Origin of the sequence: Streptomyces cyaneofuscatus (genome assembly GCF_033109485.1) — a bacterium.
In the GTDB taxonomy this organism is placed as follows: domain Bacteria; phylum Actinomycetota; class Actinomycetes; order Streptomycetales; family Streptomycetaceae; genus Streptomyces; species Streptomyces cyaneofuscatus.
Genome location: NZ_CP137002.1, coordinates 5342447 through 5368048, shown reverse-complemented (window position 1 = coordinate 5368048; position 25602 = coordinate 5342447). Strand labels below are relative to the sequence as shown.

Genomic DNA, 25602 nt, shown 5'->3' with positions numbered 1-25602 from the left:
AGCATAATTAGCTCGCTGTGATCTTGACCCCGTCGATCACCCAGTACCAGTTGTTGGCTCCGGTGTAGTGGAACCGGAAGCTCACGCTGGTCGCCCCGGCCGGGACGCTCAGGCCGAGCGACTGCGGCTGGGAGATCACGTCCGAGGTGTAGGAACGGACGAGGGTCGGGGTGCCACCGTTCCAGGAGGCGAGGACGCGGGCGCTCTGGCTGCCCTCCTGCCGGTACAGGGTGGTGAAGTCGAGCGTCACGGTGGACTTGCCGCCGACCGCGTACGCCGGGGTGACCAGCGTCGAGTCGAACGGGCCGGAGGAGGCCTTGTCGTCCCACTCGTCGGAGTCGGCCACCGCGAAGATCCCGCGCGAGCGGACGTTCAGCTCTCGGGACTGGTCGCGCTGGGAGCGGCTCCAGAACTCGTCGGTGGCGAAGGACCAGCCGCGCCACTCGGCGACGCCCCCGGTGCCCATCGCGGAGTTGATGACCGACCAGCCGCTCGGCGCGGTGTGGGTCCAGCCGAGGACGCCGGCCGGGATGCCCGTCTCGTCGACGCGTCCGGCGAGCGCCGGGTAGAGGGCCTCGAAGGGGTCGGTGGAGCGCTCCTGGATCGGCTTGCCGTCCAGGCCCCAGGCGGGGTCGGGGGCGATGCCGAGCTGCTTGAAGACGGTGGCGGCGACATCGACGAGCCGGGTGTCGCGGGGTGTGGCGCCGGCGGCGATGCCGGGGCCCTGGGCGAGGACGAAGGTGCGGCGCTCCTCGATGGTGCTGCCGCCGTGGCCGCCGGCGTCGGTGTGGCCGTGGTCGGTGGCGACGATGACCGTCCACCGCTCGGTGGCGTACGTCGGACGGGCCTTGATCGCGGCGAGGAGGCGGCCCAGGTAGCCGTCGATGACGTCGATCGCGGCGCGGTACTGGGCGTGGGCCGCGCCGAGGTTGTGGCCGACGATGTCGACCTGGCCGAGGTAGGCGAAGACGACGTCCGGGTTCTGGTGGCGCAGGATCGACTCGGTGTCGGCGGCGATGGTGGCGTCGTGGCCGGTGTAGCCGTCGCGGTCGCCGTCCAGGACGAGCTTGGCGTCGGCGCCCGCGGTGACCGTGCCCTGGGCGTCCAGGGGCTTCCAGTCGACGGCGGCGTACGTGGAGAGCTGGGGCCGGACCTGGGCGAGGCGGGCGAGGAAGCCGGGGTAGCGCGTGTAGTTCTTGCCGGCGAAGGAGTTGTCCTTCACGCCGTGCTTGTCGGGCCAGACACCGGTGGAGATGGTCGACCAGCCGGGGCCGGAGGAGGTGGCGGCCATCGGGTTGGCGTACAGCAGGGAGGTGCCGTACGTGCCGTTCGCCATCATCCCCTTGAGGTGCGGGGCGCTCGCGGCGGCGATGACGTCGTGGCGGAGCCCGTCGATGCCGACGACGAGCACCTTGTCCTTGCTGGTGCCGTCCGGGAGCGTGGGCGGGGCGGCGTGGGCGGTGGTGGCGGTGGCGAAGGTGCCGACCGCGGCGGCGGAGGCCGCTGCGGCGGTGGTGGCGAGCACGGAGCGTCGGGAGACGGATCGGGACACGTGATCCTCCGGAGGGGGACGGTGACACGGGGTGGATGGCGGGGCGAGACTTCGTGAACTGCCTTCTGGGCCAGACCCGTTATGTTGACGAGACAATGGGGCCGGGTCCCAGAGCTGTGCGGGAACAGACCTTCGCAGGAGACCGTGGCCGAAAGGTGGCCGGTCAGCTTCCGGTGGCCGTCTTCCAGGCGTCGATGTACGTGTCCAGGTTGGTGCCGATGTCCGACCAGTCCGGCTCGAAGATCTCGACGCCCTCCAACAGCCCGTTGAGCTCGCGGGCGTTGGCGTCGGTGGCCTTGATGTCCTTGCGGGCGGCGAACCCGCCGCCGACCGCGCTGACATCGCGCTGGGCCTTCTCGGAGAGGAGGAAGTCGAGCAGCTTCTTGCCGTTCTCGCTGTGCGGGGCCTTGGCGAGGAGCCCTGCCGCGTACGGGAGGGCGAAGCTGGTGGGCTTCCCGTCGCCCTTCGCCGGGAACCAGATGGCGAGGTTGGGCATGTCCTTGGACTGGGCGTAGTTCATCTGGACATCCCCGTTGGCGACGAGGAGTTCACCCTTGTCGACCTTGGGCGCGAGCTTGCCGGTGGAGGCGGACGGGCCGACGTTGTTGGTCTGGAGCCGCTTGAGGTACTCCATCGCCGGCTCCTTGCCGCCGAAGTCGTGCATCGCCTTGATGAGGACGGCGGTGCCGTCGCCCGCGACGCCGGGGGTCGAATACTGGACCTTCTCCTTGTACGAGGCGTCCAGCAGCTCCTCCCAGGTGCGGGGCGGGGTGGTGAGCCGCTGCTTGTTGTAGATGAAGCCGAAGTAGTTGTTGACGACGGAGGTCCACTTGGCGTCGGGCGCCTTGTCCGCCGCGTCGACCTGGTCGGCGCCCTTCGGCTCGTACGCCGCCAACAGCCCCTTGGCGTCGGCCTGCTGGATGAAGGGCGGGAGGGTGACGAGCACGTCGGCCTGGGTGTTGGACTTCTCGCGGACGGTGCGCTGCACCATCTCGCCGGAGCCGCCCTCCACGTACTTCACCTTGATGCCGGTCTCCTTCTCGAACTCCTTGAAGACCTTGTCGTACCAGCCGTCGCCCATCTCGCCCTTGAGGCCGTCGGCGCTGTAGACGGTGACGACCTTCTCGTCGGAGGCGGCGGAGGTGCCGCCGCAGGCGGTGAGGGTGAGAGCGGCGAGGGAGAGGGCGCCGAGGACGGCGAGGGGCCGGTTGAGGGCATGGGTGCGCATGGGATGTCTTCTCCTGGAGCGGTTGATACGGGGTGGGTGCGGGGTTCAGCGGTAGGACGCGCGGGTCCGGATGCGGGAGACGGCCGTCAGGACGAGCAGCGTCGTGCCCATCAGGACCACGGCGAGTGCGGCGCCGGTGAAGAGCGAGCCGCGGTCGGTGGCGGCGAAGATCTGCACCGGGAGCGGGGTCCAGTCCGGCGGGTAGAGCATCATCGTGGCGCTCAACTCCCCCATGGACAGGGCGAAGCAGAGCCCGGCCGCCGCTGTGAGCGAGGGCAGCAGGAGCGGCAGCCTGACCCGCCACAGGACGCGGCCGGGGCTCGCCCCGAGGCTGGCCGCCGCCTGCTCGTACATCGGGTCCAGGCGCCGGGCGGCGGCCGAGACGGACTGGTAGGCGAAGGCGGTGACCAGGACCGTATGGGCGATGATCACGATCCAGCGGGTGCCGTTGAGGAGGACGGGTGGCTGACTGAAGGCGACGAGGACGGCGAGGCCGACGACCACGGACGGCACGGCGACCGGAAGCATGAACAGCGCGTCCAGGAACCGTTTTCCGCGCCGGCCGAGGGCGCTCGCGGCGAGCGCCGCCCAGCCGCCGAGGACCAGGGCGAGCACGCTGGCGCAGAGGGCGGTCACCAGGCTGGTGGTCAGCGCCTGGAGGGAGTCGCCGCTGGTCGCGGCGGCGTAGCGGGTGGCGGTGGGGCCGGAGGGGAGGGCACCGGACCAGTTGGTGGAGAGAGAGGCGGCGAGGATGACGAGGAGGGGGACGGCGAAGAGGGGGAGGAAGAGGACGGCGAACGCGGACCAGGTGGCCCACTTTCCCGTACGGCTATGCACCAGCACGACGGCTCACCACCCGGTACAGGCTGTAAAGGCCCACGGAGAGAACGATGTTGACGACGGCGACGACACAGGCGGCCGGGTAGTCCGACTCCAGGATCGCCTTGCTGTAGACGAGCATCGGGAGTGTGGTGACCCCTTTCGCCCCGGTGAACAGGACGATCCCGAACTCGTTGAGGCAGAGCACCAGGACCAGGCTGCCGCCCGCCGCGAGCGCGGGGAGCGCCTCGGGCAGGATCACCTGCCGCACGATCCGCAGCGGCCCGGCGCCGAGTGAGGAGGCCACCTCCAGCTGGGCGGTGTCGAGTTGGGAGAAGGCGGCGAGGAGCGGGCGCATCACGAACGGTGTGAAGTACGTGATCTCCGCCAGCAGGACGCCCCATGGGGTGGTCAGGAAGTGGAAGGGCCCCTCGGCCGCTCCCGTGACGCCCGTCCAGGCCCCGTTGGCCATGCCGACCGACCCGTAGATGAAGAGGAGAGCGAGCGTGATGAGGAAGGACGGGAAGGAGAGAAAGACGTCGATGAACCGGGCGACCGCCTTGCCGCCGGGGAACGGGACGAAGGCGATGACCAGGGCGAGGACGAAGCCGAGGACCAGGCACCCGACGGTGGCGCCGACCGCGAGCCAGACGGTGGTGGTGAGCGCCTCGCGGAAGGCGGTGGAGGCGAAGACCTCGGCGTAGGGGGCGAGGGAGGCGCCGGTGGTCGTTTCGCCCAGGGATTCGGGGGTGAAGGACTGCCGGACGACCAGGGCCAGGGGGTAGAGGAAGCCGAGCGCGAGGATCAGGACGGGCGGGAGGGCCCAGGCCCAGGTGGGTGTCCTGGTGAGGCCTGCGGACTTCCGGCGGACGGCCACAGCGGCGCTAGCCACCGGCCACCTCCCGCTCACGTGCCGCGCCCGCCGGGAGCAGCACCGCGTCCTCCGCCGCGAAGTGGAGGGTGACCGGGTCGCCGAGGGCCGGGGGGTCGCGCAGTTCGCGGAGGTCGGCCATGAGGCGGTGGCCGGCGGTGTCGGCGTGGACGCGGTGGGTGGAGCCGCGCCACTGGACCTCGGTGACCGTGCCGGTGAGCGCGTTGGGCCCGGGGCCGAGGCCGACGAGGTGCGGCCGGACGCAGAGGGTGGCGGCGGCCCCGGGGGTGGCGGTTTCGGTGGGGACGTCGAGGGCGGCGCCCGCCAGTTCCACGCGCCCCGGTCCGGTGACGGTGACCGGGAGGAGGTTGGCGTTACCGACGAACGAGGCGGTGAACTCCGTACGGGGCCGGCGGTAGAGCTCCTCGGGGGTGCCGCAGTCCTGGAGCCGGGCGCGGTCCATGACGGCGATCCGGTCGGCCAGGGTGAGCGCCTCGACCTGGTCGTGGGTGACGTACAGGATGGAGACGTCGGGCAACTCGCGGTGCAGCCGGGCGAGTTCGGCGAGCATGCCGGAGCGGAGCCGGGCGTCGAGTGCGGAGAGGGGTTCGTCGAGGAGGAGTACGCCGGGACGGATGGCCAGCGCGCGGGCGATGGCGACGCGTTGTTGCTGGCCGCCGGAGAGTTCGCGGGGGTGGCGGGTGGCGTACGCGGCCATGCCGACGAGTTCGAGGGCCTCGGTCACCCGCCCGGCGATCTCGGCCTTGGGGGTGCGGTGGGCCTTCAGGCCGAAGGCCACGTTGTCCTTGACCTTGAGGTGCGGGAAGAGGGCGTACTGCTGGACCACCATCCCGATCCCCCGCTGGTGCGGCGGCAGTTGGGTCACATCCCGCCCGCCGATGAACACGCGCCCGGAGGCGGGCCGGACGAACCCTGCGACCGCGCGCAGGGCGGTGGTCTTGCCGGAGCCGGAGGGGCCGAGGAGGGCCATGACCTCGCCGGGTTCGACGGTGAGGTCGAGCCGGTCCAGGACGGTGTTCTCCCCGTACGCGACGCTGACCCCGTCGAAGCGGATGCCGCTGGGCGCGATGGCCACGTTTTGGGGGTTCATGCCTCGGCCCGCGCGATGAGGTCCGGCAGCTCGGCGACCGACCCGAGGACGTGGGTGGCGCCGTTCCGGTCCAGCTGACCGGCGTCGTGGGCGCCGGTGAGGACGCCCGCGACGAGCCCGGCGCCGGAGCGTACGCCGCTGAGCATGTCGTACGAGGTGTCCCCCGCCACCACGATCCGCCGCACGTCGTCCACCGCACCCGTGCGCAGGAAGGCGGCCAGCACCATGTCCGGGTAGGGGCGCCCCCGGCCGCCCGCGTCGGCGGGGCAGAGGGTGAGGGGGACGAGGTCCTGCCAGCCGAGGGCGGCGAGGATGGCGTCCTGGGTGGTGCGGGCGAACCCGGTGGTCAGGACGGTGGTGCGGCCCTCACCGGTGAGCCGCTCGATCGCCTCCCGCGCCCCGGGGACCGGGGCGATGCGGCCGCCGTCGACGAGGTCCCCGTACGCCTCCTCGAAGGCGGTGTTGGCGTACCGGGCCTTCTCCTCGTCCCCGAAGAGGTGCCGGAAGACGGAGATCTTGGACTCGCCCATGGTGGCGCGTACGTAGGCGAGTTGGCGCTCGTGCTCGGCCGATCCCGGCCGCACACCGAGGCGTTCGGCGGCGGCAGAGAAGGCCTGTTCGACGAGTCCGCCGTCGGCGACGGTGGTCCCGGCCATGTCGAGGACGACGAGGTCGAAGCGGTTGTCGGTCGTGGGTGTCGCTGAAGTCATGTGGTTCACCAGCCCAGTTGGTCTGCGGTCGTTTCGGCGATGGCGGGCGAGCACGTCATGCCGCGCCCGCCGGGCCCGGTGATGAGCCAGACCCCGTCGCCCACCTGCTGGCGGTGGACGACGCGTGAGGTGTCGGTGCACTGCGCGTAGACGCCCGCCCAGCGGTGCCTGATGCGCGGCAGCGGCCGGCCGAGGAAGGCCTCGACGACCCGGGTGAGGTGCTCGTACGGCTCCTCGACGGTGTCGAAGGCGAAGGGGTGCTCGTACTCGTGGGTGTCCCCGATGGTCAGCCCGCCGTCGCTGCGCTGCACCATGAGGAGCTGCATGCGGTGTTCGGCGGCGACCGGGTCCTGGGGCTGGTGGGCGTTGAGGGCGTCGAGCGCCTCGCTGCGGTAGGCGGGGTAGTAGCGGAAGCTGTCGGCGTCGGCGACCGAGGTGGTGAGGGGTTCGCCGAGCGGGTCGGTCTGCATCATCTGGAGCCGGACGCGGCGGACGGGCAGTTCGGGCCCGGCAAGTTCGCGGACGAGCCCGCCGAGCCAGGCGCCGGTCGCCAGGATCACGGCGTCGCCGGTGTGGACGTCACCGTGGTCGTCGCGCACGGAGGCGGTGCCGATGACGTCGCGGACCTCGCGGCCGCCGAGGAAGGTGTACCGCCCGGAGGCCAGCAGCTCCGCCTTCAGGGCGAGTTGGGCGGTGCGCGGCTCGACCGCCGCGTCCCGCTCGCACCACAGGGCGGCGGTGAACGTGCCGCGCAGGGCGGGGTTGAGGGCGCGGGCCTCCTCGGCGGTGAGCAGCTTGTAGCCGCGCGCCGCCGCGTCGGGCCTGGCGAGCGCCGCCTCGGCGACGGCGGCCTCGGCCCCGGTCCGCAGCGGGGTGAGCGAGCCACAGGCCCGGAACCCGAGCCCCGGCACCCGCCGCCCGATCCCCTCCCACAACTCCCGTGCCCGCAGGGCGGTTTCCAGCTCCTCGCCCCCGGCCCGGCCACTGACCCAGATCTGTCCGAAATTGCGGAGCGATGCCCCGCGCGCCTCGCTCTCACGCTCGATCTGTACGACCTCGTGGCCGCGGCTGACTGCGTGCCAGGCGTGCATGGTTCCCACCACGCCGGCTCCTACGACGATGACTCTCACGGCGGCCACGCTCCTGGGGTCGGGTGTCCCGGACGCATCCGGTCGACAACGGGATGGTGAACGACCCCGCAAGTTTGGACTAGACCCGTTATTTTTCGTTATCTAAACGCACCCCAGGCGTGATGCCGTCTCGACAGACCGCGCCCACTTACTTACTTTGGAGTAAGTAAACCTCACGGGTGGGGAGTTGACTGTGCACCTCTATCGGACAGTTCTCGTCGGCACGGACGGCTCGCCGTCCTCGTTCACAGCGGTGGAGGGTGCGGCGCGCTTGGCCGCGGGCACTCGCGCCGACCTGGTGGTCGTCTGCGCCTATCAGCCCTTGTCCGGGCCGGAGTTGGCCAAGGCGCAGCACGAGCTGGGCGAGGAGGCCTACCAGGTGGTGGGTTCCGCCCCCGCGGAGGAGAGCCTGCGGGTCGCACGCGTGCGCGCCGAAGCCCAGGGAGCGGCAAGCGTGCGGTTGCGGGCGGAGGAGGGTGAACCCGTCGCGGTGCTCATGCGGGTGGCCCGGGAGTGTTCGGCCGACCTCCTGGTGGTGGGCAACCGCGGCCTGCGGTCCCTGGCCGGCCGCCTCCTGGGGTCGGTGCCTGCGGATGTCGCACGCAAGGCGGGCGTGGACGTACTCATCGTGCACACCACATGAGCACGCCGTCGGGTGGCGGGGCGGCCACCGACCCGGCCTCGCCCGAAGAGCCGGGGAGCAACGGACGAGCGGGAAACGAGTTCGTCGAATCGCTGCTGCTGGGACCGCGTACGTGGACCCGGTCCGAGGTCGCCCGCCTGGCCGGCGTCGGGACCGAACACACGGCGCGGATATGGCGCGCTCTGGGATTCCCGGCCGTCGCCGACGAGGATCCCGCGTTCACCGATGCCGATGTGGAGGCGTTGCGCGCCGGGGAGCGACTCATCCGAGCAGGGGTCATCACCCGCGAGAGCGAGACGATGATGGCCCGAGCCCTGGCCCACCACCTGTCCCGGCTGGCCGAGTGGCAGGTGCACACGCTGGCGGCACAGATCACCGCCGACGGTGGTGATCGGGTCGAGGAGTCGGCCCTGACCCTGCTGCCGGAACTGGAACTGCTGCAGCGGCATGTGTGGCGCCGCCATCTGGCCGCGCACGCCGCGCGGACGCTCCCGCAGGAGAAGACCTCGCCCGACAGCGGCCGGGAGGACAGCAGGTCGTCCCGGGTGAAGCCCGCAGGCGAGTTTCCCGTACTGCGTCGGGCGGTGGGATTCACCGACATGGTGGGGTACACGCGCATGACCCGGGGACTGGACGGTCCGGAGCTGGCCCGGATGATCGACCGGTTCGAGGAGCTGACGACGAGCGCGATCGCCGAGGGGCGGGGCCGGGTCGTAAAGACTATCGGGGACGAGGTCCTCTTCGTGGCCGATACGGCCGACGACGCCGCCGGTATCGCCCTGGAGATCGCCTCCCGCACCGAGGCGGACCCCGCACTGCCCCGCCTACGTACCGGTCTGGCGCACGGTGCCGTACTCAACCGGTTCGGTGACGTGTACGGAAGCACGGTCAACACAGCGGCCCGCCTCACGGCTCTGGCCCGTCCCGGTACGACGCTCGTGGACACCGAGCTGGCCGCGGAGCTGGCACATCTGGCCGACTACACCCTGAGAAGACTGCGCCCCGTATCCGTACGCGGCTACAAGCGGCTGCGTCCCGTCCTGCTGCGGCCGACCGGGGGGAGAAAGGACTGACACATCGGTATGCGAACTCACATGCGGTATCTCTTCGGACTTGCGCGGCACCTGCCGCCATCGCAACCTGGTGAAACCGTGTCCGCCCTGCGGCCCGTCGGTCCGCTGGTGCGCCTGGATATCCGAGGAGTGAGATGTCCGCGTACTTCGAGACCGCCACCGGTGACCTCGCCGCCGAAGCGCTGCGCTCCTTCGCCGATGTCCACGGGGAACTGGTCTCGGCCCACCCCGGGTTCGGCTTCCTCACGGCCCGCGACACCTCCGAGACCCGCGCCGTAGGCCTGCTCTCCGGCGGGGGATCAGGTCACGAGCCTCTGCACTGCGGGTATGTCGGGCGGGGCATGCTCGACGCCGCTGTTCCCGGAAGGGTGTTCGCTTCTCCGCACAATCGGCAGGTGTACGAGGCGTCTCTCGCGGTCGCCCGTCCGGGAGGGGTTCTCCACCTGGTGAAGAACTACACCGGCGACCGCATCAATTTCGGCATCGCCGCCGAGCGCCTGGCCCACCAGGGCATACCGTGCGCCCGCGTCCTCATCGACGACGACCTCGCCTCCGACGCGGCGGACATCGCCGCCGGGCGGCGTGGAACGGGTGGCACCGTTCTGGTGGAGAAGATCCTCGGCGCCGCGGCGGACACCGGCATGGGACTCGCCGAACTCCAGAGTCTGGGCGAACGACTCGTGGCACGTTGCCGTTCACTCGCCATCGCCACCTCCGCACACACGTCTCCCGCCACCGGGGAACCCGCCTTCACCTTGGACGCGGGCCGGCTGGAGTACGGGGTGGGCATTCACGGTGAACGCGCCAGTTCGACCGCGCCCCGCCGGCCGCTGCCCGACCTGGTCGAACGGATGACGACGGAACTGCTCGGTGCGCTGCCCGCCGACACCCCGGTGATATCGCTGGTCAACGGCCTCGGCGCCACCACTCTGCTGGAGCTGTACGCGGCACACGGGCAGCTCGTCCACGAGTTGCGGGGCGCCGGGATGCCACTCGCCCGAAGCCTGGTCGGCAACTACATCACCTCCCTGGACATGCACGGGTTCTCCATCACCCTGATGGCCGTCGACCCTCAGACCCTCAGCCTGTACGACGCACCGGTCCACACCCCGGCCCTGCGCTGGTGAAGAGCGGCCCCGTTCCACCGCAGCCGACACCGGGAGGATCCCCATGACCGAGCCTGCCAGCAACGCCCACTTCACCGCCGACTGGATGCGGCGTTTCGCGGAAGCGGCCCACCGGGGTGAGCCCCTGCTCACTGCTCTGGACCAGCAGGTCGGCGACGGAGACTTCGGAACCAACCTCACCGCCGGGGTGGACGCCGCCCGGGCCCGCTGGGACCGGCTCCCGGACCCGGGCTCCGATCCCTCCGCACCGCTTCTGGCCACGGCCGAGGCCTTTCTCGACGAGGTCGGCGGTACGAGCGGCCCCCTCTTCGGCCTCCTGTTGCAGTCGTTGGCCTCGGCGATCGCCGAGGGCGGGCTCACCACCACCGCGCTGGCCGACGGCTTCGCCGGCGGCCTCGCCGCGATCCAACGCGTCGGAGACGCCCGGCCAGGGGACAAGACGCTCGTCGACGCCTTGGCCCCCGCCACCGATGTGCTGCGCTCGACCGCCCCGAACACCCCCGCGGCCGACGCGCTCGCGATCGCGGCCGAGTCCGCGTGGGACGGGGTCGCCGCGACCGCGAGGCTCCGGGCTCGTATGGGGCGCTCCAGTTACCTCGGTGGACGCACAGAGGGGATTCCCGACCCGGGGGCCGTGGGCGTCGCCCTCCTGCTGTCCTGCGCCCAGGCCGGGGCTCCTGACCTCGGCGCACGCCTGGACGCCGTACGCGCCACCGGCTGAGTCAGCGCGCGCCCGCCGCTACCCGGCCCGCACCCAGTCCAGGTCCAGCAGCTCGGGGGCGTGGAGCGTGGGCACCCAGAGATCGACCGTGCTTTCCCGGCCGTCGCCGGGCGGCTTGCCGACCCCCACGACGCGTAGCCCCGCCCGGCGGGCCGACTCGATGCCCGTGAACGAGTCCTCAACGGCCAGCGTCCGTTCGCTCCGAGCGCCGCACAGCCGTGCGGCGGTGGCGTAGACGTCCGGCCATGGCTTGGGCCTGATGAGTTCCCCGGTGTCCGGGCTCCTGGTGGCCGCACCGGCCGATTCCGGGTCGCCGGGGACGACGATGTGACCGAAGTGCGGCAGCAGGCCGGCCTGCTCCAGACTCCTCTCGACCACCGCGAGGGGACAGTTGCTCGCGACCGCCAGGGGAAGGCGGCCGGACAGGTTCCGGACGAACTCGGCCGCTCCGGGCATGGTCACCGGGTCATCGGCGACGCGCTCCATGAAGTGGGCGAGCAGCGACTCGGTGAGCTCCGGTGCCAGGTCGGGCTTATCGGCCTCCTCGGCCATCATGCGGCCGCAGTCGAGGTAGTGGACTCCCTTGGCACGTTCGGCGAACCCCGGCGCCGGTCGCAGACCGAAGTCCCGGAAGGCCCGGCCTCGGGCATCCTGCCAATGCTGTTCGGTGTCCATGAGAGTGCCGTCGCAGTCGAAGACGACGGCTTCGGGGGACCAGCCGTGAAAGGGCTGCTCTGTGATGGTCATCAGTGGACCACTCCTGAGGGAAATGCGATCCGGCATGACGCGGGACCGCGGATCGTGGGGGTCGCCACTTCGCATGCTTTTGCGAAGCTCCTCACACTGCCCTCTGCGACCTGCAGTCAGGCGCGGAACATAAACCGGCCCGTGGGCCGTCGCGCAGAAGTGGCGTCACCGAGAAGTTATTCACTCCTGCGCAAGCCACGCAATCACCGGCTTGGCCCCTCGACATTCACGCGATAAATCCGCTAGGGGAAAGCGAGGGAGCGATCGGCAGCGCGATGATTTCACTGACCAACTGCATTCATCGGAGGCCGCGTTGAGGAAGCACAACCCGATCGAATTGACTCGATGGACACATTCGCCCATTCAGCCAGGTGGCCGGAACCAGACGATTCACGACCCTTGATGCACTCGAAGGTGTGCACGCTCGAAAGGAAGTAAGGGGATTTACCCTACCCACCCCTTCTTTTACCAGCGTACGCGGAGCGCACATTATTGTCCCACCGCGCGCCGGGGCTCCACGCAGGCACAAAAAGGCACACCCTTGGGACGGGTGCGGCCGGGCAATCAACTGCTCGACGAACTCTTGAGCGTGCGGCGTCTAATGTAGGAAAAAGCCGTCCGGCGGAGGCATGCTCGGCTAGGGCTCTTCACGTCGAGCGGGATCCCCCAGGTGCGTGGTGAAGGAGAACCGGTCCCCTCGGAACAGCGTGCGCACCCGCTCCAGCGGCCGGCCCTCCGTGTCCCGGGAGAGGCGGTGGAGGAGCAGCATCGGCAGGGCGGGCGGGGTCCCGATGAGGAGGGCCTCGCGAGGGGTGGCGAGCACGGTCTCGATGCGTTCGTCGGCGTCCCCGAAGGCGATGCCGAGCCGGTCACGGAGATAGGCGTAGAAGGAGGAGTCCGGGTCGAACTCCACGTCCAGCGAAGGAAGTCGGGCGACGGTGACGTACGTGCTCTCCAGCCCGACCCGCTCGTCGTCGGCGAGCAGCACGCGCTCCAGGTGCCAGACGGGCTCACCCCGGCCCACCCCGATCTCGGCGGCGAGGGCCTCGGGGCAGGGGAAGCGCTCCAGGCCGATGAGGTGCCGGCCGGGGCGCCGGCCCTGGCGGCGGACCCCTTCGGTGTAGCTGGCGAGCGAGAGCGGCTGCTCCAGCTTGGGCCCGGCGACCACGGTCCCGCGCCCCTGCCGCCGCAGCCGCCCTTCCAGCAGCAGCTCGCGCAGCGCCTGCCGTACGGTCTCGCGCGACACCTCGTGGCGCAGCGCGAGATCCCGTTCGGTGGGCAGCAGCCCGCCCTCGCCCAACTCGTCGAGGAGCAGCGAGATCCGGGCCTTGACCGCGTAGTACTTCGGGATGCGGCCGTGCTCCGGGATGCCGGAGCGGATGGGTGCGCCAGGTGCCTGGTCGTTCGGGTAGTCCACCGCCCGATGGTGGCATGCGCGGGTGAACGGCCCGGTAGTGGTCGCGGTCGGACCGTGATGGCACGGCGAGCGGTACGGACACGTTCACGTCGGGCATCATCCTCTGCCATGGACCTCACAGGTACCTAGCCGACGTACGACGCGTCAACCGACGCAGCCTGTAGAGCGCCGAACCAGGGATAAGAGATCAAGGATCAGGGACCAGGGGACCAGGGATCATGCTTCCGGATGAGTGGCACATCACCCAAGACGTCGACGACTTCCTCGCCCGAGCCGGGGACTTCCTGCGCTCGCGCCCCGCCCTGCACAACACGCCGCTGACGGACATCGAGAAACTGCGGATACGCAGGCCGGACGCGCGCGCCCCCGCCACCGCCGTCTTCGGCGGCCTGGAGTCCGGAGGCGAGGTCCACGCGGTCTTCTACCTCATGTCGAGCGGCCGCCTGGGCCTCACCCCCCTCTCCGTCGAGCAGACCGACGCCCTCGCCGCCCGACTTGCCGTGCTCGGGCACTCGCCCGGCCGCGTCATCGCGGACCACGGCACCGCCACCGCGTTCGCCGATTCCTGGCAGCGGCACACCGGCGCGGCACCAGCACTCTTCTGGCGGACACATCTCTACCGCCTCGGAACACTCACTCCGCCGCGGCCGCGCCCGGAGGGCCGGGGCCGCCTTACGGGCGGGAGGGACCGTGAACACGTCGTGCGCTGGTGCCGTGAGTTCTGCGTCGATGTCGGGGAGCAGTCCTCCATCGACTTGATCGACGCCGGTTCCTGGGGCGACTCGCGTTTCGGTGACCGGCACTTCACGTTCTGGGAGACCCCGGACGGCACCCCCGTCTCGATGGCGGCCGCGACCTCGGTCATCGGCGGCATGGTCCGGATCGACCCCGTCTACACCCCGGCCCACCTCCGGGGCCGCGGCTACGCGGGGGCCGTGACGGTGGAGGCGAGCCGGGCAGCACTGGCCTCGGGCGCGACGGACGTCGTCCTCTTCACGGACCCGGACAACCCCACCAGTAACGCCCTGTACCAGCGCCTCGGGTATGTCCACGTCGCCGACTTCGCCGGGTACACGTTCTCCTGAAGCGCTTCGCCTACCGGGTGAGGGCGTGATCGGCGCGCACACGCTTGCCGGGTACCGGCTGTGACCGCCGCGAGGCACCGGGCTCCACCGCACTGCCCCGCACCAGGATCACGTTCGCCCCGCTACCGCTGATTTCCGGTCGGATACTCCCCGAAAGCCATGGTCCGGCGCATCCGGCGGCCCTTCATCATGAGGGCGCCGCCGCAGAGGACGAGCGCGGCGGCGATCGCTCCGGCCCAGGGCAGCAGCTCGGGTCCGGTGCGGGCGAGTTCGGGGAGCGGGCGGCCGGTCGCGTAGTGCGGCGGGCGCGGGGGCCGCTCCGCGTCGCCGACTCGGGGAGGTGCCGAACTCTCCGCGCTGAGAGAGGGGCTGGGGTCCTTGCCGGGGCCGGTGTAGGTGGGGGTGGGGGTGGGGGCGGACGTGTGGGTGCGGGTCGGCGTGGGGGCGGCCGAGGTCGGTTCCGTACGGGGTCGGGGCTCGGCGGGCACGTCCGTACGGCCGTCGCGGTCCTCGTCGGTGGGCTCCGGCCTCGGGTACTCGCCGGTGACTCCGTCGACGATCACGAACCGGTACGCCCCCGACTCCCCCACCCAGTCGCCGTCCTCACGGCCGCCGCCCTTGGCCTTGTCCTGGTGGTGGCGCTGGACGACCGCGGCGTGGGCGGTGACCCGGCCGGGTGCGGTGTCGGAGGTGAAGGCCATCCGGACCCGGACGCTGACGGTGGCACCGGCGGGGACGGTGAACCCGAGGAAGTCGTCGGCAGCGGTGGATCCGGGGTCGCCGTCGAAGACGCCGATCTGTTCGTGGCGGTCGGTGGTCTCCCAGGTGATCCGGTGTTCGGTGCCCGGGCGGCCGGGCTCGGAGAACTTCAGCTGGATCTGCTCGGTGGTCAGCTTGCGGTCCTCGTCGTTGAGCACGAGCACCGGGTGCAGGGCGCGGCAGGCGGTGTCGGTGGTGTTGGTGAGGTCGAGGAACCAGATGCCGTAGCCGCCACCGGAGGCGTACGTCGTCGGGGCCTCCTGGATCCGGGCCTCGATGGGGAACTCCTCGGCGCCCGGATCACCGCAGGTGGGCTGCTCGTCGGCTGCCGCGTCGGCCGCGGTCCCGGCCGCTAAGGAGGCGGGGGTGGGGTGGGCGACGGCCTGCGGGCCGCCGAGGAGCGCGGCGGGCACCGCGATCCCGGCAGCCAGCCCGAGGGCGGCGAGCACACGGGCGTCACGCAGCCGCGCGCCGGAGGTGGGGGACATGGGGACACCCTTCGCTGCTCGCGAACGACCGGGGCGGGGGCCGCCGGTTGTGGCCTCCGAGGCAAACACGCGCGCGCGGACGCAGAGAGTCGACATGCCGACACCGCTCATAGGATCACCCGACTGTCGGTCTGTCGGACCCTCGGACTGCCGACACCGGCTCCGGGCCTTCGAGGAGAGTCGCGCCGGACACCAGGGCGCGGGCGGTGTCGGCGAAGAACTGCTCGTCGGCGCCCGGGGCGAGACCGAGCAGGACGCCCTGGCTGAGGCCGATGAGGACGGCCCTCAACGCGGTGGCCAGGCGGTGCGCCTGCCCCTCCGTCACCATGGCCCCCTCATGCCGCCGCCCGGCGAACAGGGCGATCAGCCGGCTCTCCTCCGCCCGCACCGACGCGGCCAGCCGAGGGCCCACCTCGGCATCGTGCAGGGCCATGTCCAGCAGGGTGAACTGCAACGACTGGTCGGCCGACGCGTCGGCGGCATCATAGGTCCGTCGGTAGTACCGGGCGAAGGCGTCAACCGCCCCCACAAGATCCGCGTCCGCCGGGATCGCCTGCTCGATCTCCTCGTAGTGCGGCTGGAGATAGTCGGTGACCAGCGCCCCCAGCAGACCGCTCTTGCTGCCGAACAGCGAGTAGACGGCCCCGGTGGTCAGCCCGGCCCGCTCGGCGATCTCGTCGAGCCGGGCGCGGTGCCCGTCCCGGGAGACGACGTGGAACGCGGCGTCCAGGAGGGCGCGGCGGTTGCGTTCCTTGGTTTCGGCTCTCGTCATTCGCATAATTCCATTATTCTAGTAACCAGATTACGGAAGCGCACACGGAGACACGGAGTGAGACCCAAGGAGGAGCAGTCATGTCACGCATGTCACGCATGCTTGCGGGAGCCATCGCCGACGGCGCGTTCAAGGTGGTGCTCGGCGCCGCCTTCGCGGTCGGCAGCGCCTGGCTGGCCGACCTGTTCGGGGTGGAGGCCTGGCTCGTACTCATCGCGGGCGCGGCCCTGCTGATCGGCGGCGGGATCGAGGTCGTCTACGTCCGCCGCCGCTCGATGGCCACCTGCCTGCGGCTGATGATCGGCTACGACATCGGCTGGGCGGTGGCGAGCGCCGTCGCCCTGGTGGTGGCGTGGCAGGGCGGCACGGCCGGGGGCGAGATAGGGGTCGCGTACCTGGTGGTGGCTCCCCTCGCGCTCGCCGCACTCCTGGTGGGCGCCGCCGCCACCGACGTACGGCCGCCTGCCACCGACGTACGACCGGCGGCTCCGGACACCTCCGCAGCCTGACTGACCGGCCCCCGCCCCCTATCCCCGCTCCCCCACCCGCCCGAACACCGGCGCGAGCACCAGTTGGGCCGCGCCCTCCGCGACGGGCCGGTCGCCGCCTCCCGCCACCGTGACGGTCACCGAGCCGCCGCCCCCGCCGCCGCCCCGGGCGGCCCGCTCCTCGATCACGGCTCGGACGCCCCGTACGTACGCGTCCTCGTCGGCCGCCACCGTCCGGCCGCCCAGCACGACCCGGTCGATGTCGAGGAGCCCGACGAGGTTCGCGGCGCCCGCGCCCAGGACCCGGGCCGCCTCCGCCCGGTCGCCGCGGGCCTCGGCGGCCAGGCACAGCGCCTCGATGCAGCCGCGCCCGCCGCACCCGCACAGGGGCCCGTCCAGCTGAAGGGTCTGGTGGCCGAACTCGCCCGCCCCCGTCCGCGCGCCCCGGTGCACCGCGCCACCCAGGACGAGCCCGGCGCCGAGCCCCGTACCGAGGTGGAGGTAGGCGAAATCGCCGGGCAGCCCGCTCAGGGAAAGGGCGAGGGCGGCGGCGTTGGTGTCCTTGTCGACGGTGACCGGCAGGCCGGTGCGCTCGGCGAGCGCGTCGCGCAGGGGGAAGCCGTCCCACTGCGGGAAGCCGGTGACCCGGTGCAGGACGCCGTCCCGGTGGTCGAGCGGGCCGGGGACGGCGACGCCCAGCCCCAGCACCGGCTTGTGCGGCTCGGCCGCGCTCAGGTCGCGTACGGCGTCGGCCGCGTCGGCGAGGACCTGTTCCGCCGGGGCGCCGAAGTCGAGCGGGGCGGTGGTGACGGCGACCGGACGCCCGGCGAGGTCGACCAGGACGGCGGTGAGCCCGTCGCGGTCCAGGTGGAGGCCGACGGCGAACTGGGCATCGGGGACGAGCCGGAGCACCGTACGCGGCTTGCCGCCGGTCGAGGGGCGCAGGCCCGCGCCGACGGCCAGGCCCTCCGCCCGCAGCCGGGCGGTGATCTTGCTGACGGCCTGCGGGGTGAGGCCGGTGCGCTCGGCGAGCTCCAGCCGGCTGATGCCCTCGGCCCCGGCCGCCCGCAGCAGGTCCAGGACCAGCGCCGCGTTGTGGTGGCGCAGGGCCGGCAGGTTCACCCCGGCCTGGCTCTTCGTCCGGGCCGGCAAGGCCACACCGCGGCTCGCGTTCAACGGTTCACTCCCCTTCGCCACCCCGTCACCACCCCATTGTGCCGGTCGCTTGCACTTTGGCAACAGCGTTGCTTAAGTGGAATGCATGACCCCCAAAGCCTCCGCCTCCGGCGCCCCTCTCCGCGTCGCCCTCGTCGGCTACGGCCTGGCCGGCTCCGTCTTCCACGCCCCGCTGATCGCCGCGACCGAGGGCCTGGTCCTCGACACGGTCGTCACGTCGAACGAGGAGCGCCGGGCCGAGGCCCGCGCCGCGTATCCGGACCTCCGGTTCGCCGCCTCGCCGGACGAGCTGTGGGAGCGCGCGGACGAGCTGGACCTGGTCGTGATCGCCTCCCCGAACAAGACGCACGTCGCCCTCGCGACGGCCGCGCTCAAGGCCGGTCTGCCGGTGGTCGTGGACAAGCCGATCGCCGGGACCGCCGCCGAGGCGCGCGAGCTGGCGGCGCTCGCCGAGGAGCGCGGGCTGCTGCTGTCGGTCTTCCAGAACCGCCGCTGGGACAACGACTTCCGCACCCTCGCCGCGCTGATCGCGGAGGGTGAGCTGGGCGAGGTGCAGCGCTTCGAGTCCCGGTTCGAGCGCTGGCGCCCGCAGCCGAAGGGCGGCTGGCGCGAGTCGGGCGACCCGGAGGAGATCGGCGGCCTGCTGTACGACCTGGGCAGCCATGTCGTCGACCAGGCGCTGGTGCTGTTCGGGCCGGCGGTGCAGGTGTACGCCGAGTCCGACGTACGGCGTCCGGGCGCGGCGGTGGACGACGACACGTTCATCGCGATCACGCACGCGAACGGGGTCCGCTCGCACCTGTACGTCAGCGCCACCACGGCCCAGCTCGGCCCGCGCTTCCGTGTGCTCGGCTCGACGGCGGGCTATGTGAAGTACGGCCTGGACCCCCAGGAGGCGGCCCTGCGTGAGGGCAGGCGCCCGGGGACGGCCGGCGAGCCGTGGGGCGAGGAGGTCGAGGAGGTGTGGGGCCGGATCGGTTCCGGCGAGTCCCCGCTGACCGGCGGCGGCACCCCGGTCCGTACGCTGCCCGGCGACTACCCCGCGTACTACGCCGCCATCGCCGCCGCCGTGCGCGGCGCCGGTGAGAACCCGGTCACCGCGCTCCAGGCCGCCGCCGCGCTGGAGGTGCTGGAGGCCGCCCGCCGCTCGGCGCGCGAGGGCGTCTCCGTCACCCTCCTCCCCCACCACGACGAGGCTCACCACGACGCAGAGGAGCGGCGCGCATGACGACCACCTCCCCCACCATCTCCGAGCTGATCGCCCAGGAGCGCCGGCTCACGCTCCCGCACTTCTCCTACGACGACGCGTTCGCGCTCGGCAGCCTGCTGGTCGCCCTCGCCCGGGAGCGGCACGCGCCCGTCGCGATCGACATCCGGCGCGGGGCGCAGCAGTTGTTCCACGCGGCGCTGCCGGGTTCGAGTGCGGACAACGACGCGTGGATCGACCGTAAGCGCGCGGTGGTCGAGCGGTACGGGGAGAGCTCGTACCTGGTCGGCACCCGGTTCCGCTCGAAGGGGACCACGTTCGAGGAGTCGTCCCGGCTGGACCCGGACGCGTACGCGGCGCACGGCGGTTCGTTCCCGATCGCGGTGGAGGGCGCGGGCGTGATCGGCACGGTCACCGTCTCGGGGCTGCCGCAGGCGGAGGACCACGCGATGGTGGTCGAGGCGCTGGAGCAGTTCACGGCGACGCTGGGGAACTGAGGTTCCGTACGAGGCCCCGGGGGCGCGGTCGAAGCTCCCCGGGGCCCCGTACGCTCCGGCTTACGCCCCCTTCAGCTCCTGCCGCTGCCGGCCGAGCCCCTCCACCTCCAGCTCCACCACGTCCCCCGCCTTGAGGTACGGCTTCGGCTCGGGCTGCCCCATGGCGACCCCGGCGGGCGTACCGGTGTTGATCACGTCGCCCGGGTAGAGCGTCATGAAGTGGCTGAGGTAGCGCACGACCTCCCCCACCGGGAAGATCTGCTCGGCGGTGGTGCCGTTCTGCTTCAGCTCGCCGTTGACCCAGAGCCGCAGCGGCAGGGCCTGCGGGTCGGGCACCTCGTCGGCGGTGACGAGCCAGGGGCCCAGCGGGTTGAACGTCTCGCAGTTCTTGCCCTTGTCCCAGGTGCCGCCGCGCTCGATCTGGAACTCGCGCTCCGAGACGTCGTGCGCCGTCGCGTACCCGGCGACATGGGCGAGCCCCTCCTCGGCGGAGGACAGGTAGCGGGCGGTGCGCCCGATGACGACGGCGAGCTCGACCTCCCAGTCCGTCTTCCGGCTGCCGCGCGGCACGAGCACGGTGTCCTCGGGCCCGACGACGGTGTCGGGGGCCTTGAAGAACAGGATCGGCTCCTCCGGGATCGCCGCCCCGGTCTCGGCGGCGTGGTCGTGGTAGTTCAGCCCGATGCACACGATCTTGCCGATGCGCCCCAGCGGCGGCCCGACGCGCAGCCCCGCCGGATCGAGGGCGGGCAGTACGCCGGAGGCATCGGCGGCCGTACGTACCCGCGCAAGAGCGGAGGCATCGGCGAGCAGATCGCCGTCGATGTCGGGGACGATTCCCGACAGATCACGCAGAGTCCCGTCGCGGTCGAGAAGCGCGGGGCGCTCGGCGCCCGCCGTACCGACTCGAAGCAGCTTCAACGGTCCAACTCCTCTTGTTCGAGGTGGGGCCCTCCGGCGGGTTGCGGCCGACGAAGGGCTTGGCTGATCCTCCAAGAGTCGCGACCACTCCGCAAGACCTCGTTCACACACTGGACCGGCGCATTCGCCGGCCCCGACTACGCCGCTTTGGCCATGGCGTCGCCGGGCACGGGCACGTCCCGGTAGAGCCAGGCCCGCTCCAGGGCGGTCCAGGTGGTCGTGGTGACGACGTACAGGGCGGCGGCGAGCGGGACGACGGCGACGGTGATCAGGGTGGCGAACGAGAGCAGCGGCATCATCTTCATCATCGCGCCCATACCGGGCACGGCCTGCCCGTCGGGACCGGTGGCGGGGACCACCGGGTTGGCGGCCATCTGCCGCTTGGTCCGTCCGTAGCTGAAGGTGGCCACGGCGGCGACGAGCGCGAAGAGCCCCAGGTAGACCCAGCCGTGCCCGCCGAACATCCCGCCGTGCGCGAGGGCGTCGTGCCAGCGCCCGCCGAGCGGGGCGCCGAGGAGGTCGTGGCTGAGGAGGGCGTTGGGCTCGCCGCCGATGGAGCCGCTGGAGAACAGGTGGTAGAGCAGGAAGAACGCGGGCATCTGGAGCAGGCTCGGCAGGCAGCCGGAGAGCGGCGAGACCTTCTCGGCGGCGTGCAGCTCCATGATCGCCTTCTGCATCCGCTCGGGGTTCTTCCCGTGCTTCTTCCGCAACTCGGCGATCTGCGGCTGGAGCCGGGTACGGGCCTTCTGCCCGCGCGCGGCGGCCCGCGAGAGGGGATGGACGGCGAGCCGCACAAGTGCCGTGAAGAGGATGATCGCGGCGGCGGTGGACGCGCCGTGGAACAGGGGCTGGAGCAGATCGGCGAGGGAGCCGACCAGGTTCGCGAAAGCGGACATGAAGGCGGACATGGATGAGCCCTCCGGGGGTCTCGTCGTGCCGGGAGAAGTACGTGGTGCTCGGTACTCGGCATGACGACCCACGCGGGGGCGCTACGGGACTGCGGTGCGGGAGCGCCCTACGCGATGGCCGTCAGGAGGGCGTGCCCGGGTGCTCGGGGCCTGGTCCGGCCGCGGGCATCGGGGTCGCGCTGGGGCAGGAAGGCGGTGCGCTTCTCCCGGTCCCTGATCGCCGTACGGACCCGGGTGCGGGGCACCGGGGGCGCGCAGCGGGCGCTGATGACGGAGCAGGCGAGGAGCGCGGAGCCGGCCGCGGCGGTGGCGGCGAGCGCGACGGCGGCGGAGAGACTGCCGCCCTCGGCGAGGAGGACCTCGGTGAGGAGGAGGACCAGGAGGCCGACGGGCCGGAGGAACCGGGCGAAGGCGCCGCGCAGCCGGTGGGCGTCACGCATGGGGCGTCTCCTTCCGTTTTCCGTACAGGCGGGTCCTGGCACTCCTTTCGTTATACACGATGATCGGCCGGCCCCGGTTGCGTCCGACCATCGGTCTCCGGCCATCGGTCTCCGGTCACCGGGGACGCATGGCGGTGAGCTTCCCCCAGACGACGAGCCGGTAGCGGGAGCTGAACTCGGGGGTGCAGGTGGTGAGGGTCAGGTAGTAGCCGGGCTCGCTGTATCCGACGGAGGTCGTGATGTTGGAGCGGGGCACGGGGGCGATGACCCCGCTGTCGGAGGGCGCGGTCCGGGCGAGGCTCTTGTCGACGGTGTACGTGTATACGGCGTCCCGGGTCTCGACGGTGATCCGGTCCCCGCGCCGCAGCCGGTCGAGGCGCCGGAAGGGCTCGCCGTGGGTGTTGCGGTGCCCGGCGAGCGCGAAGTTCCCGGCCCGCCCGGCCTGGGCGGTGCGGGTGTAGTGCCCGACGTACCCGCGGTCGAGGACGCCGCCCTTGCTGGTGCCCTCGGCGACGGGGGCGGTGAGGCCGATGCGGGGGATGCGGAGGACGGCGTAGGCCTGGTCCCAGCGGGGGGTGGTGGGGGCGGCCGGCGGGTCGGACCCGCGGGTGGTGCCGGGACCGGCGGCGGAGGGCAGGGGCTCGGGCACCACGGGATCGCCGGCCGGGTCACCGCTCGGGCTGCCGCCGGGGTCTCCGCTCGTTACGACGGATGGTGGCGGCCCCCACTCCCGCTGAAGGGCCTGGACGGTACGCCCGGCCTCCTGGCGGGCCTCCCGGTTGGTCCACCACAACTGATGGACGACAAGGAGCAGGAGGACAACGCCAAGGGTGACGACGATCTCGGCGGAGCCCCAGAGCCCACGCGCGAGAAGGTTCCGCCGTCGACGACTGGCCCGCGAGCCCGGCCTGCTCGGCACGGCACCACGTACCGCACTACGTACCGCACCATGTAAGGGTGTCCGTCCCCGTTTCCGCACGGCGGGCACGATAGGACCAACGTACGGAACTCTCCATACCCACCACCAGATTCCACTCCCCCTGCGGACGCCCCCCTCGTCGGATCCCGCTGCCGCCCCCACTCCGTGTCCGGCTTCCGACCTCTCCTCCCGACGGCCGCTGTCCGGCAGTACCGTGTGATCCATGCGCCCCGACACGCCTGCCGACCACACCACCGAAGCCGAGCGCCTGCTGCGCACCGCGGCGCAGTACCCCGAGGACCAGGAACCGCTGGTCCTCCAGGCCGCGGCCCATCTGGAACTCGCCGGTGACCGTTCCCGCGCGAGCACGCTCTACGACGACCTGCTGGCCGCCCCCGAGTCCACCGTCGAGAACCCGCACCTGATCAAGGCGCTGAAGGCGTCGAACCTCTGGGAGTACGGGCACGAGGCCGAGGCCCGCGCGATCATCGAGGGCATCCGCGCCGCGGGCCCGCTGGACGCGGCGCCCTGGCAGGTCGCCGCCGAGACCCTGGAGGCGCACGACGAGCTGGAGTCGGCGCACGACTTCTTCTCGACCGCGCTGACGCTGCTGCTGGCCCCGGGCGAGGAGGTCCCGTACGCGACGCAGTCCCTCCTGACCGGCCGCCACCGGGTGCGCCGGCTGATGGGCCTGGACCACGACGCCTGGGACGAGCTGGCCGGCGCCCTGCACACGGCCCCGGTCCCGCTGGACGAGCTCCACGACCCGAAGCGGGTGTGGTCGCTGGGCTCGTCGGACCCGGTGGAGCTGAAGGCGGAGATCACCCGCCTGCGCGCGGAGCTGGGCACGTACCGTACGGCGCTGTCGCGCCCGTTCCCGGTGGCGGTGCTGCACTGGCCCGACCAGGAACTCGGCGAACTCCTCTCGACGTACCCGGAGTTGACCGAGGAGTACGTGGACCGCGCGACCCACCTGTCCCGCCTGGAGGCGTCCCTGCGCGACCTCCACGCGACGGGCACCCCGAACCTGGGCATCGTCACGGGCACGGTCCCCTCGTACGAGGCCTTCGCCGCCTCCGAAGCCGCCTCCCCCTCCGACCCGGGCCTCCTCCCCCAATACGCCACCACCCTCGCCGCCCGAGGCCGCGCCACCCCCTGGCCCCCGTCCCGCACGGCCGCCTGCTGGTGCGGGTCGGGGGAGGCTTATGGGGGGTGCCACGGGGGGTGAGCCTCCGGCGTGACGGCCCGACCGATCCGCGCAAGGACTCCGGGCCGGGCCGTCACGCAGACCCCTCGATCACCGATGGCACCGAGGCAGTTCATAGGACACTGGAAGTAATGAGCACGGCCAAGCCTTCATCCCCGAGCGTGTCCGCCCGTATGAGCCGCCAGGCCAGGCGCGACACCGCACCCGAGGTCGCGGTGCGCAAGCTCCTCCACGCGGCCGGCTACCGGTTCCGGGTCAACGCGCGGGTGCCGGACATGCCCCGCCGGACGATGGACATCGCCTTCACCCGCGCCAAGGTCGCCGTGATGATCGACGGCTGCTTCTGGCACGGCTGCCCCGAGCACGCCACGCAACCGAAGGCGAACGCCCAGTGGTGGCGGGAGAAGTTGGACCGCAACATGGCCAGGGACCGGGAGACGACGGAACACCTGGCTGCGGCAGGATGGACCGTACTGCGATTCTGGGAGCACGAGGCGCCGGACGGCGCCGCCGAGCTGGTCGCGGCGGCCGTCGAACGACGGCGGGCACGGAACGAAGGCGGGGGCCTATGAACAAGCTGCGGTTCGTCGATGTGTGCGCGGGCGCCGGGGGACTCGCGTTGGGGCTCGAAGCGGCGGGGTTCGAGCCCGCGCTGCTGCTCGACAGGAAGCAGGTGGCCTGCGAGACCCTGCGCCTGAACCGACCGGCCTGGAACGTCCTGGAGACGGACCTCCTGGACTTCGACCCCACCGAGCACCAGCACACGTACGACGTGGACCTTCTCTCCGCCGGTCTGCCCCGGGTGAAGTCCAGCGCGACCGTGGCGAGAGCCGAGACGGAGGAGGAGCTGCGGCTGCTGGAGGCCGCGGTGCTGCTCGCCCCGTCCATCCAGCCCCGTGCACTGATCATCGAGAACGTTCCGGGGCTCGTGGACTCCCCCAAGTTCGAGGGCGTGCGGGAATTCATCCGCAAGGAGCTCGAACATCTCGACTACCGCTTCCGCTGGTTCATCCTGAACGCAGCCGACTTCGGCGTGCCCCAGGATCGCAAGCAGGGCGTGCTCGTCGCGCTGAAGAAGCAGTACTTCGACGCGTTCGAACCACCGGTTCCGACGGTCGCCCAGCATGTGACGGTCGGGACGGTGCTGGGCCGGTCCATGGCAGCCCGCGGTTGGCCCGGGGCGGACGCCTGGGCGGCGCAGGCCATCAGCGTGGCTCCGACGTTGGTGGGCGGCTCGGACAACCGGGGTGGTGCGGACCTGGGTCCGACCGGGTCGAAGAAGGCGTGGGAACGAATGAGGGTCAACGGCGGAGCGCTGGGCGACGATGTCCCGGGGCCCGGCGACCCCGTGTCGGGGTTGATCAAACTCACCGACGCGCAGACCGCTCTTCTGCAGTCGTTCCCCGAGGATTGGCAGTTCGCCGGGAAGAAGACCGCTCGCTATCGGCAGATCGGGCACGCCTCTCCGCCGCCGGTCGGAACGGCGCTCGGACTGGCCGTCGCCGCCGCCCTGAACAGTTGATCCACGGTAGGAGGGAGCCTCTGCCGGGACCGGCAGGAGTGATCTTGATCGCCGGCTACACTTG

Annotated in this window: 27 protein-coding genes; 11 read left to right on the top strand and 16 right to left on the bottom strand. The window is 71.7% G+C overall.

Annotated features, from left to right (window positions below; all coding sequences use genetic code 11):
- Positions 1 to 7: 7 nt before the first annotated feature.
- The 7 genes from R2B67_RS23665 to R2B67_RS23635 form a co-directional block, all read right to left on the bottom strand.
- Positions 8 to 1552: an alkaline phosphatase family protein gene (locus R2B67_RS23665; RefSeq protein ID WP_317820857.1), complete on the bottom strand. Its 1545-nt coding sequence runs from the start codon at positions 1550 to 1552 to the stop codon at positions 8 to 10.
- Between the two features lie 163 nt (positions 1553 to 1715).
- Positions 1716 to 2780 carry a 2-aminoethylphosphonate ABC transporter substrate-binding protein gene (locus R2B67_RS23660; protein WP_317820855.1) on the bottom strand — a complete coding sequence of 355 codons (1065 nt, stop codon included), beginning with the start codon at positions 2778 to 2780 and terminating at the stop codon, positions 1716 to 1718.
- Positions 2781 to 2825: 45 nt separating this feature from the next.
- Complete coding sequence (locus tag R2B67_RS23655) at positions 2826 to 3623, bottom strand: ABC transporter permease (RefSeq protein ID WP_317820854.1); 798 nt, start codon at positions 3621 to 3623, stop codon at positions 2826 to 2828.
- Positions 3610 to 4491 (bottom strand): 2-aminoethylphosphonate ABC transporter permease subunit, encoded by an 882-nt coding sequence (locus R2B67_RS23650; RefSeq protein ID WP_317820853.1) that lies wholly within the window; start codon positions 4489 to 4491, stop codon positions 3610 to 3612. The genes R2B67_RS23655 and R2B67_RS23650 overlap by 14 nt, the downstream gene beginning before the upstream one ends.
- Positions 4484 to 5581: an ABC transporter ATP-binding protein gene (locus R2B67_RS23645; RefSeq protein WP_317820851.1), complete on the bottom strand. Its 1098-nt coding sequence runs from the start codon at positions 5579 to 5581 to the stop codon at positions 4484 to 4486. Before R2B67_RS23645 ends, R2B67_RS23650 begins: the two co-directional genes overlap by 8 nt.
- Entirely contained in the window at positions 5578 to 6291 is a 714-nt protein-coding gene (locus tag R2B67_RS23640; protein ID WP_317820850.1) for a phosphonatase-like hydrolase, read from the bottom strand. Before R2B67_RS23640 ends, R2B67_RS23645 begins: the two co-directional genes overlap by 4 nt.
- A 5-nt stretch (positions 6292 to 6296) precedes the next feature.
- Positions 6297 to 7421, bottom strand: coding sequence for a TIGR03364 family FAD-dependent oxidoreductase (locus tag R2B67_RS23635; RefSeq protein WP_317820848.1), 1125 nt, complete (start codon positions 7419 to 7421; stop codon positions 6297 to 6299).
- Positions 7422 to 7614: 193 nt separating this feature from the next.
- Here R2B67_RS23635 and R2B67_RS23630 point away from each other — a divergent pair, with 193 nt between their 5' ends.
- The 4 genes from R2B67_RS23630 (at position 7615) to R2B67_RS23615 (ending at position 10985) form a co-directional block, all read left to right on the top strand.
- On the top strand, positions 7615 to 8064 hold the full coding sequence (locus tag R2B67_RS23630; protein ID WP_161265826.1) for a universal stress protein: 450 nt from the start codon (positions 7615 to 7617) through the stop codon (positions 8062 to 8064).
- Positions 8061 to 9137, top strand: a complete 1077-nt coding sequence (locus R2B67_RS23625; RefSeq protein ID WP_317820844.1) for an adenylate/guanylate cyclase domain-containing protein — start codon at positions 8061 to 8063, stop codon at positions 9135 to 9137. The genes R2B67_RS23630 and R2B67_RS23625 overlap by 4 nt, the downstream gene beginning before the upstream one ends.
- A gap of 134 nt (positions 9138 to 9271) precedes the next feature.
- On the top strand, positions 9272 to 10264 hold the full coding sequence (locus tag R2B67_RS23620; protein ID WP_317820842.1) for a dihydroxyacetone kinase subunit DhaK: 993 nt from the start codon (positions 9272 to 9274) through the stop codon (positions 10262 to 10264).
- Positions 10265 to 10307: 43 nt separating this feature from the next.
- Complete coding sequence (locus tag R2B67_RS23615) at positions 10308 to 10985, top strand: DAK2 domain-containing protein (RefSeq protein ID WP_317820840.1); 678 nt, start codon at positions 10308 to 10310, stop codon at positions 10983 to 10985.
- Between the two features lie 18 nt (positions 10986 to 11003).
- Here R2B67_RS23615 and R2B67_RS23610 read toward each other — a convergent pair whose 3' ends face one another.
- On the bottom strand, positions 11004 to 11732 hold the full coding sequence (locus tag R2B67_RS23610) for an HAD family hydrolase (protein WP_018512448.1): 729 nt from the start codon (positions 11730 to 11732) through the stop codon (positions 11004 to 11006).
- A gap of 637 nt (positions 11733 to 12369) precedes the next feature.
- A complete protein-coding gene (locus R2B67_RS23605; protein ID WP_317820837.1) occupies positions 12370 to 13149 on the bottom strand; it encodes a GntR family transcriptional regulator in 780 nt (259 codons plus the stop codon).
- Positions 13150 to 13367: 218 nt separating this feature from the next.
- Between R2B67_RS23605 and R2B67_RS23600 the strand changes: the two genes are divergently transcribed.
- A complete protein-coding gene (locus R2B67_RS23600; protein ID WP_317820836.1) occupies positions 13368 to 14234 on the top strand; it encodes a GNAT family N-acetyltransferase in 867 nt (288 codons plus the stop codon).
- Between the two features lie 122 nt (positions 14235 to 14356).
- Here R2B67_RS23600 and R2B67_RS23595 read toward each other — a convergent pair whose 3' ends face one another.
- Together R2B67_RS23595 and R2B67_RS23590 are read right to left on the bottom strand one after the other, a co-directional pair.
- Complete coding sequence (locus R2B67_RS23595) at positions 14357 to 15481, bottom strand: LAVTG motif-containing sortase-dependent surface protein (protein WP_317820835.1); 1125 nt, start codon at positions 15479 to 15481, stop codon at positions 14357 to 14359.
- 115 nt (positions 15482 to 15596) lie between these two features.
- The gene (locus tag R2B67_RS23590; protein ID WP_317820833.1) at positions 15597 to 16253 is read right to left on the bottom strand and encodes a TetR/AcrR family transcriptional regulator; all 657 of its coding nucleotides are present in this window, start codon (positions 16251 to 16253) and stop codon (positions 15597 to 15599) included.
- 89 nt (positions 16254 to 16342) lie between these two features.
- Between R2B67_RS23590 and R2B67_RS23585 the strand changes: the two genes are divergently transcribed.
- On the top strand, positions 16343 to 16762 hold the full coding sequence (locus tag R2B67_RS23585; protein ID WP_317820829.1) for a hypothetical protein: 420 nt from the start codon (positions 16343 to 16345) through the stop codon (positions 16760 to 16762).
- 18 nt (positions 16763 to 16780) lie between these two features.
- On the opposite strand, the gene R2B67_RS23580 is transcribed toward R2B67_RS23585, so the two are convergent.
- Positions 16781 to 17917, bottom strand: a complete 1137-nt coding sequence (locus R2B67_RS23580) for an ROK family transcriptional regulator (RefSeq protein ID WP_317820828.1) — start codon at positions 17915 to 17917, stop codon at positions 16781 to 16783.
- A gap of 85 nt (positions 17918 to 18002) precedes the next feature.
- Between R2B67_RS23580 and R2B67_RS23575 the strand changes: the two genes are divergently transcribed.
- Together R2B67_RS23575 and R2B67_RS23570 are read left to right on the top strand one after the other, a co-directional pair.
- The gene (locus R2B67_RS23575) at positions 18003 to 19145 is read left to right on the top strand and encodes a Gfo/Idh/MocA family oxidoreductase (RefSeq protein ID WP_317820827.1); all 1143 of its coding nucleotides are present in this window, start codon (positions 18003 to 18005) and stop codon (positions 19143 to 19145) included.
- A complete protein-coding gene (locus tag R2B67_RS23570; RefSeq protein WP_018512440.1) occupies positions 19142 to 19621 on the top strand; it encodes a heme-degrading domain-containing protein in 480 nt (159 codons plus the stop codon). Before R2B67_RS23575 ends, R2B67_RS23570 begins: the two co-directional genes overlap by 4 nt.
- 60 nt (positions 19622 to 19681) lie before the next feature.
- Here R2B67_RS23570 and R2B67_RS23565 read toward each other — a convergent pair whose 3' ends face one another.
- The 4 genes from R2B67_RS23565 to R2B67_RS23550 form a co-directional block, all read right to left on the bottom strand.
- A complete protein-coding gene (locus R2B67_RS23565; RefSeq protein ID WP_317820825.1) occupies positions 19682 to 20542 on the bottom strand; it encodes a fumarylacetoacetate hydrolase family protein in 861 nt (286 codons plus the stop codon).
- Positions 20543 to 20679: 137 nt separating this feature from the next.
- Entirely contained in the window at positions 20680 to 21450 is a 771-nt protein-coding gene (locus tag R2B67_RS23560) for a YidC/Oxa1 family membrane protein insertase (protein ID WP_317820823.1), read from the bottom strand.
- Between the two features lie 107 nt (positions 21451 to 21557).
- The gene (locus tag R2B67_RS23555; protein WP_317820821.1) at positions 21558 to 21890 is read right to left on the bottom strand and encodes a DUF6412 domain-containing protein; all 333 of its coding nucleotides are present in this window, start codon (positions 21888 to 21890) and stop codon (positions 21558 to 21560) included.
- Between the two features lie 115 nt (positions 21891 to 22005).
- Positions 22006 to 22809 carry a class E sortase gene (locus R2B67_RS23550; protein ID WP_317820820.1) on the bottom strand — a complete coding sequence of 268 codons (804 nt, stop codon included), beginning with the start codon at positions 22807 to 22809 and terminating at the stop codon, positions 22006 to 22008.
- Between the two features lie 223 nt (positions 22810 to 23032).
- Here R2B67_RS23550 and R2B67_RS23545 point away from each other — a divergent pair, with 223 nt between their 5' ends.
- The 3 genes from R2B67_RS23545 to R2B67_RS23535 all read left to right on the top strand — a co-directional run bounded on the left by R2B67_RS23545 (position 23033) and on the right by R2B67_RS23535 (position 25538).
- On the top strand, positions 23033 to 24037 hold the full coding sequence (locus tag R2B67_RS23545; RefSeq protein WP_317820819.1) for an SEC-C metal-binding domain-containing protein: 1005 nt from the start codon (positions 23033 to 23035) through the stop codon (positions 24035 to 24037).
- 110 nt (positions 24038 to 24147) lie between these two features.
- Complete coding sequence (locus R2B67_RS23540) at positions 24148 to 24588, top strand: very short patch repair endonuclease (protein ID WP_109977895.1); 441 nt, start codon at positions 24148 to 24150, stop codon at positions 24586 to 24588.
- A complete protein-coding gene (locus R2B67_RS23535; protein WP_317820817.1) occupies positions 24585 to 25538 on the top strand; it encodes a DNA cytosine methyltransferase in 954 nt (317 codons plus the stop codon). The genes R2B67_RS23540 and R2B67_RS23535 overlap by 4 nt, the downstream gene beginning before the upstream one ends.
- Positions 25539 to 25602 lie beyond the last annotated feature (64 nt).

Bases quoted from the DNA above. Each gene is read 5' to 3' on its own strand.
- R2B67_RS23570 (WP_018512440.1), top strand. From the start codon at position 19,142: ATGACGACCACCTCCCCCACCATCTCCGAGCTGATCGCCCAGGAGCGC.
- R2B67_RS23595 (WP_317820835.1), bottom strand. From the start codon at position 15,481: ATGTCCCCCACCTCCGGCGCGCGGCTGCGTGACGCCCGTGTGCTCGCC.
- R2B67_RS23545 (WP_317820819.1), top strand. From the start codon at position 23,033: ATGCGCCCCGACACGCCTGCCGACCACACCACCGAAGCCGAGCGCCTG.
- R2B67_RS23640 (WP_317820850.1), bottom strand. From the start codon at position 6,291: ATGACTTCAGCGACACCCACGACCGACAACCGCTTCGACCTCGTCGTC.
- R2B67_RS23590 (WP_317820833.1), bottom strand. From the start codon at position 16,253: ATGACGAGAGCCGAAACCAAGGAACGCAACCGCCGCGCCCTCCTGGAC.
- R2B67_RS23615 (WP_317820840.1), top strand. From the start codon at position 10,308: ATGACCGAGCCTGCCAGCAACGCCCACTTCACCGCCGACTGGATGCGG.
- R2B67_RS23560 (WP_317820823.1), bottom strand. From the start codon at position 21,450: ATGTCCGCCTTCATGTCCGCTTTCGCGAACCTGGTCGGCTCCCTCGCC.
- R2B67_RS23660 (WP_317820855.1), bottom strand. From the start codon at position 2,780: ATGCGCACCCATGCCCTCAACCGGCCCCTCGCCGTCCTCGGCGCCCTC.
- R2B67_RS23540 (WP_109977895.1), top strand. From the start codon at position 24,148: ATGAGCACGGCCAAGCCTTCATCCCCGAGCGTGTCCGCCCGTATGAGC.
- R2B67_RS23645 (WP_317820851.1), bottom strand. From the start codon at position 5,581: ATGAACCCCCAAAACGTGGCCATCGCGCCCAGCGGCATCCGCTTCGAC.
- R2B67_RS23600 (WP_317820836.1), top strand. From the start codon at position 13,368: ATGCTTCCGGATGAGTGGCACATCACCCAAGACGTCGACGACTTCCTC.
- R2B67_RS23625 (WP_317820844.1), top strand. From the start codon at position 8,061: ATGAGCACGCCGTCGGGTGGCGGGGCGGCCACCGACCCGGCCTCGCCC.
- R2B67_RS23575 (WP_317820827.1), top strand. From the start codon at position 18,003: ATGACCCCCAAAGCCTCCGCCTCCGGCGCCCCTCTCCGCGTCGCCCTC.
- R2B67_RS23535 (WP_317820817.1), top strand. From the start codon at position 24,585: ATGAACAAGCTGCGGTTCGTCGATGTGTGCGCGGGCGCCGGGGGACTC.
- R2B67_RS23610 (WP_018512448.1), bottom strand. From the start codon at position 11,732: ATGACCATCACAGAGCAGCCCTTTCACGGCTGGTCCCCCGAAGCCGTC.
- R2B67_RS23620 (WP_317820842.1), top strand. From the start codon at position 9,272: ATGTCCGCGTACTTCGAGACCGCCACCGGTGACCTCGCCGCCGAAGCG.
- R2B67_RS23585 (WP_317820829.1), top strand. From the start codon at position 16,343: ATGTCACGCATGCTTGCGGGAGCCATCGCCGACGGCGCGTTCAAGGTG.
- R2B67_RS23555 (WP_317820821.1), bottom strand. From the start codon at position 21,890: ATGCGTGACGCCCACCGGCTGCGCGGCGCCTTCGCCCGGTTCCTCCGG.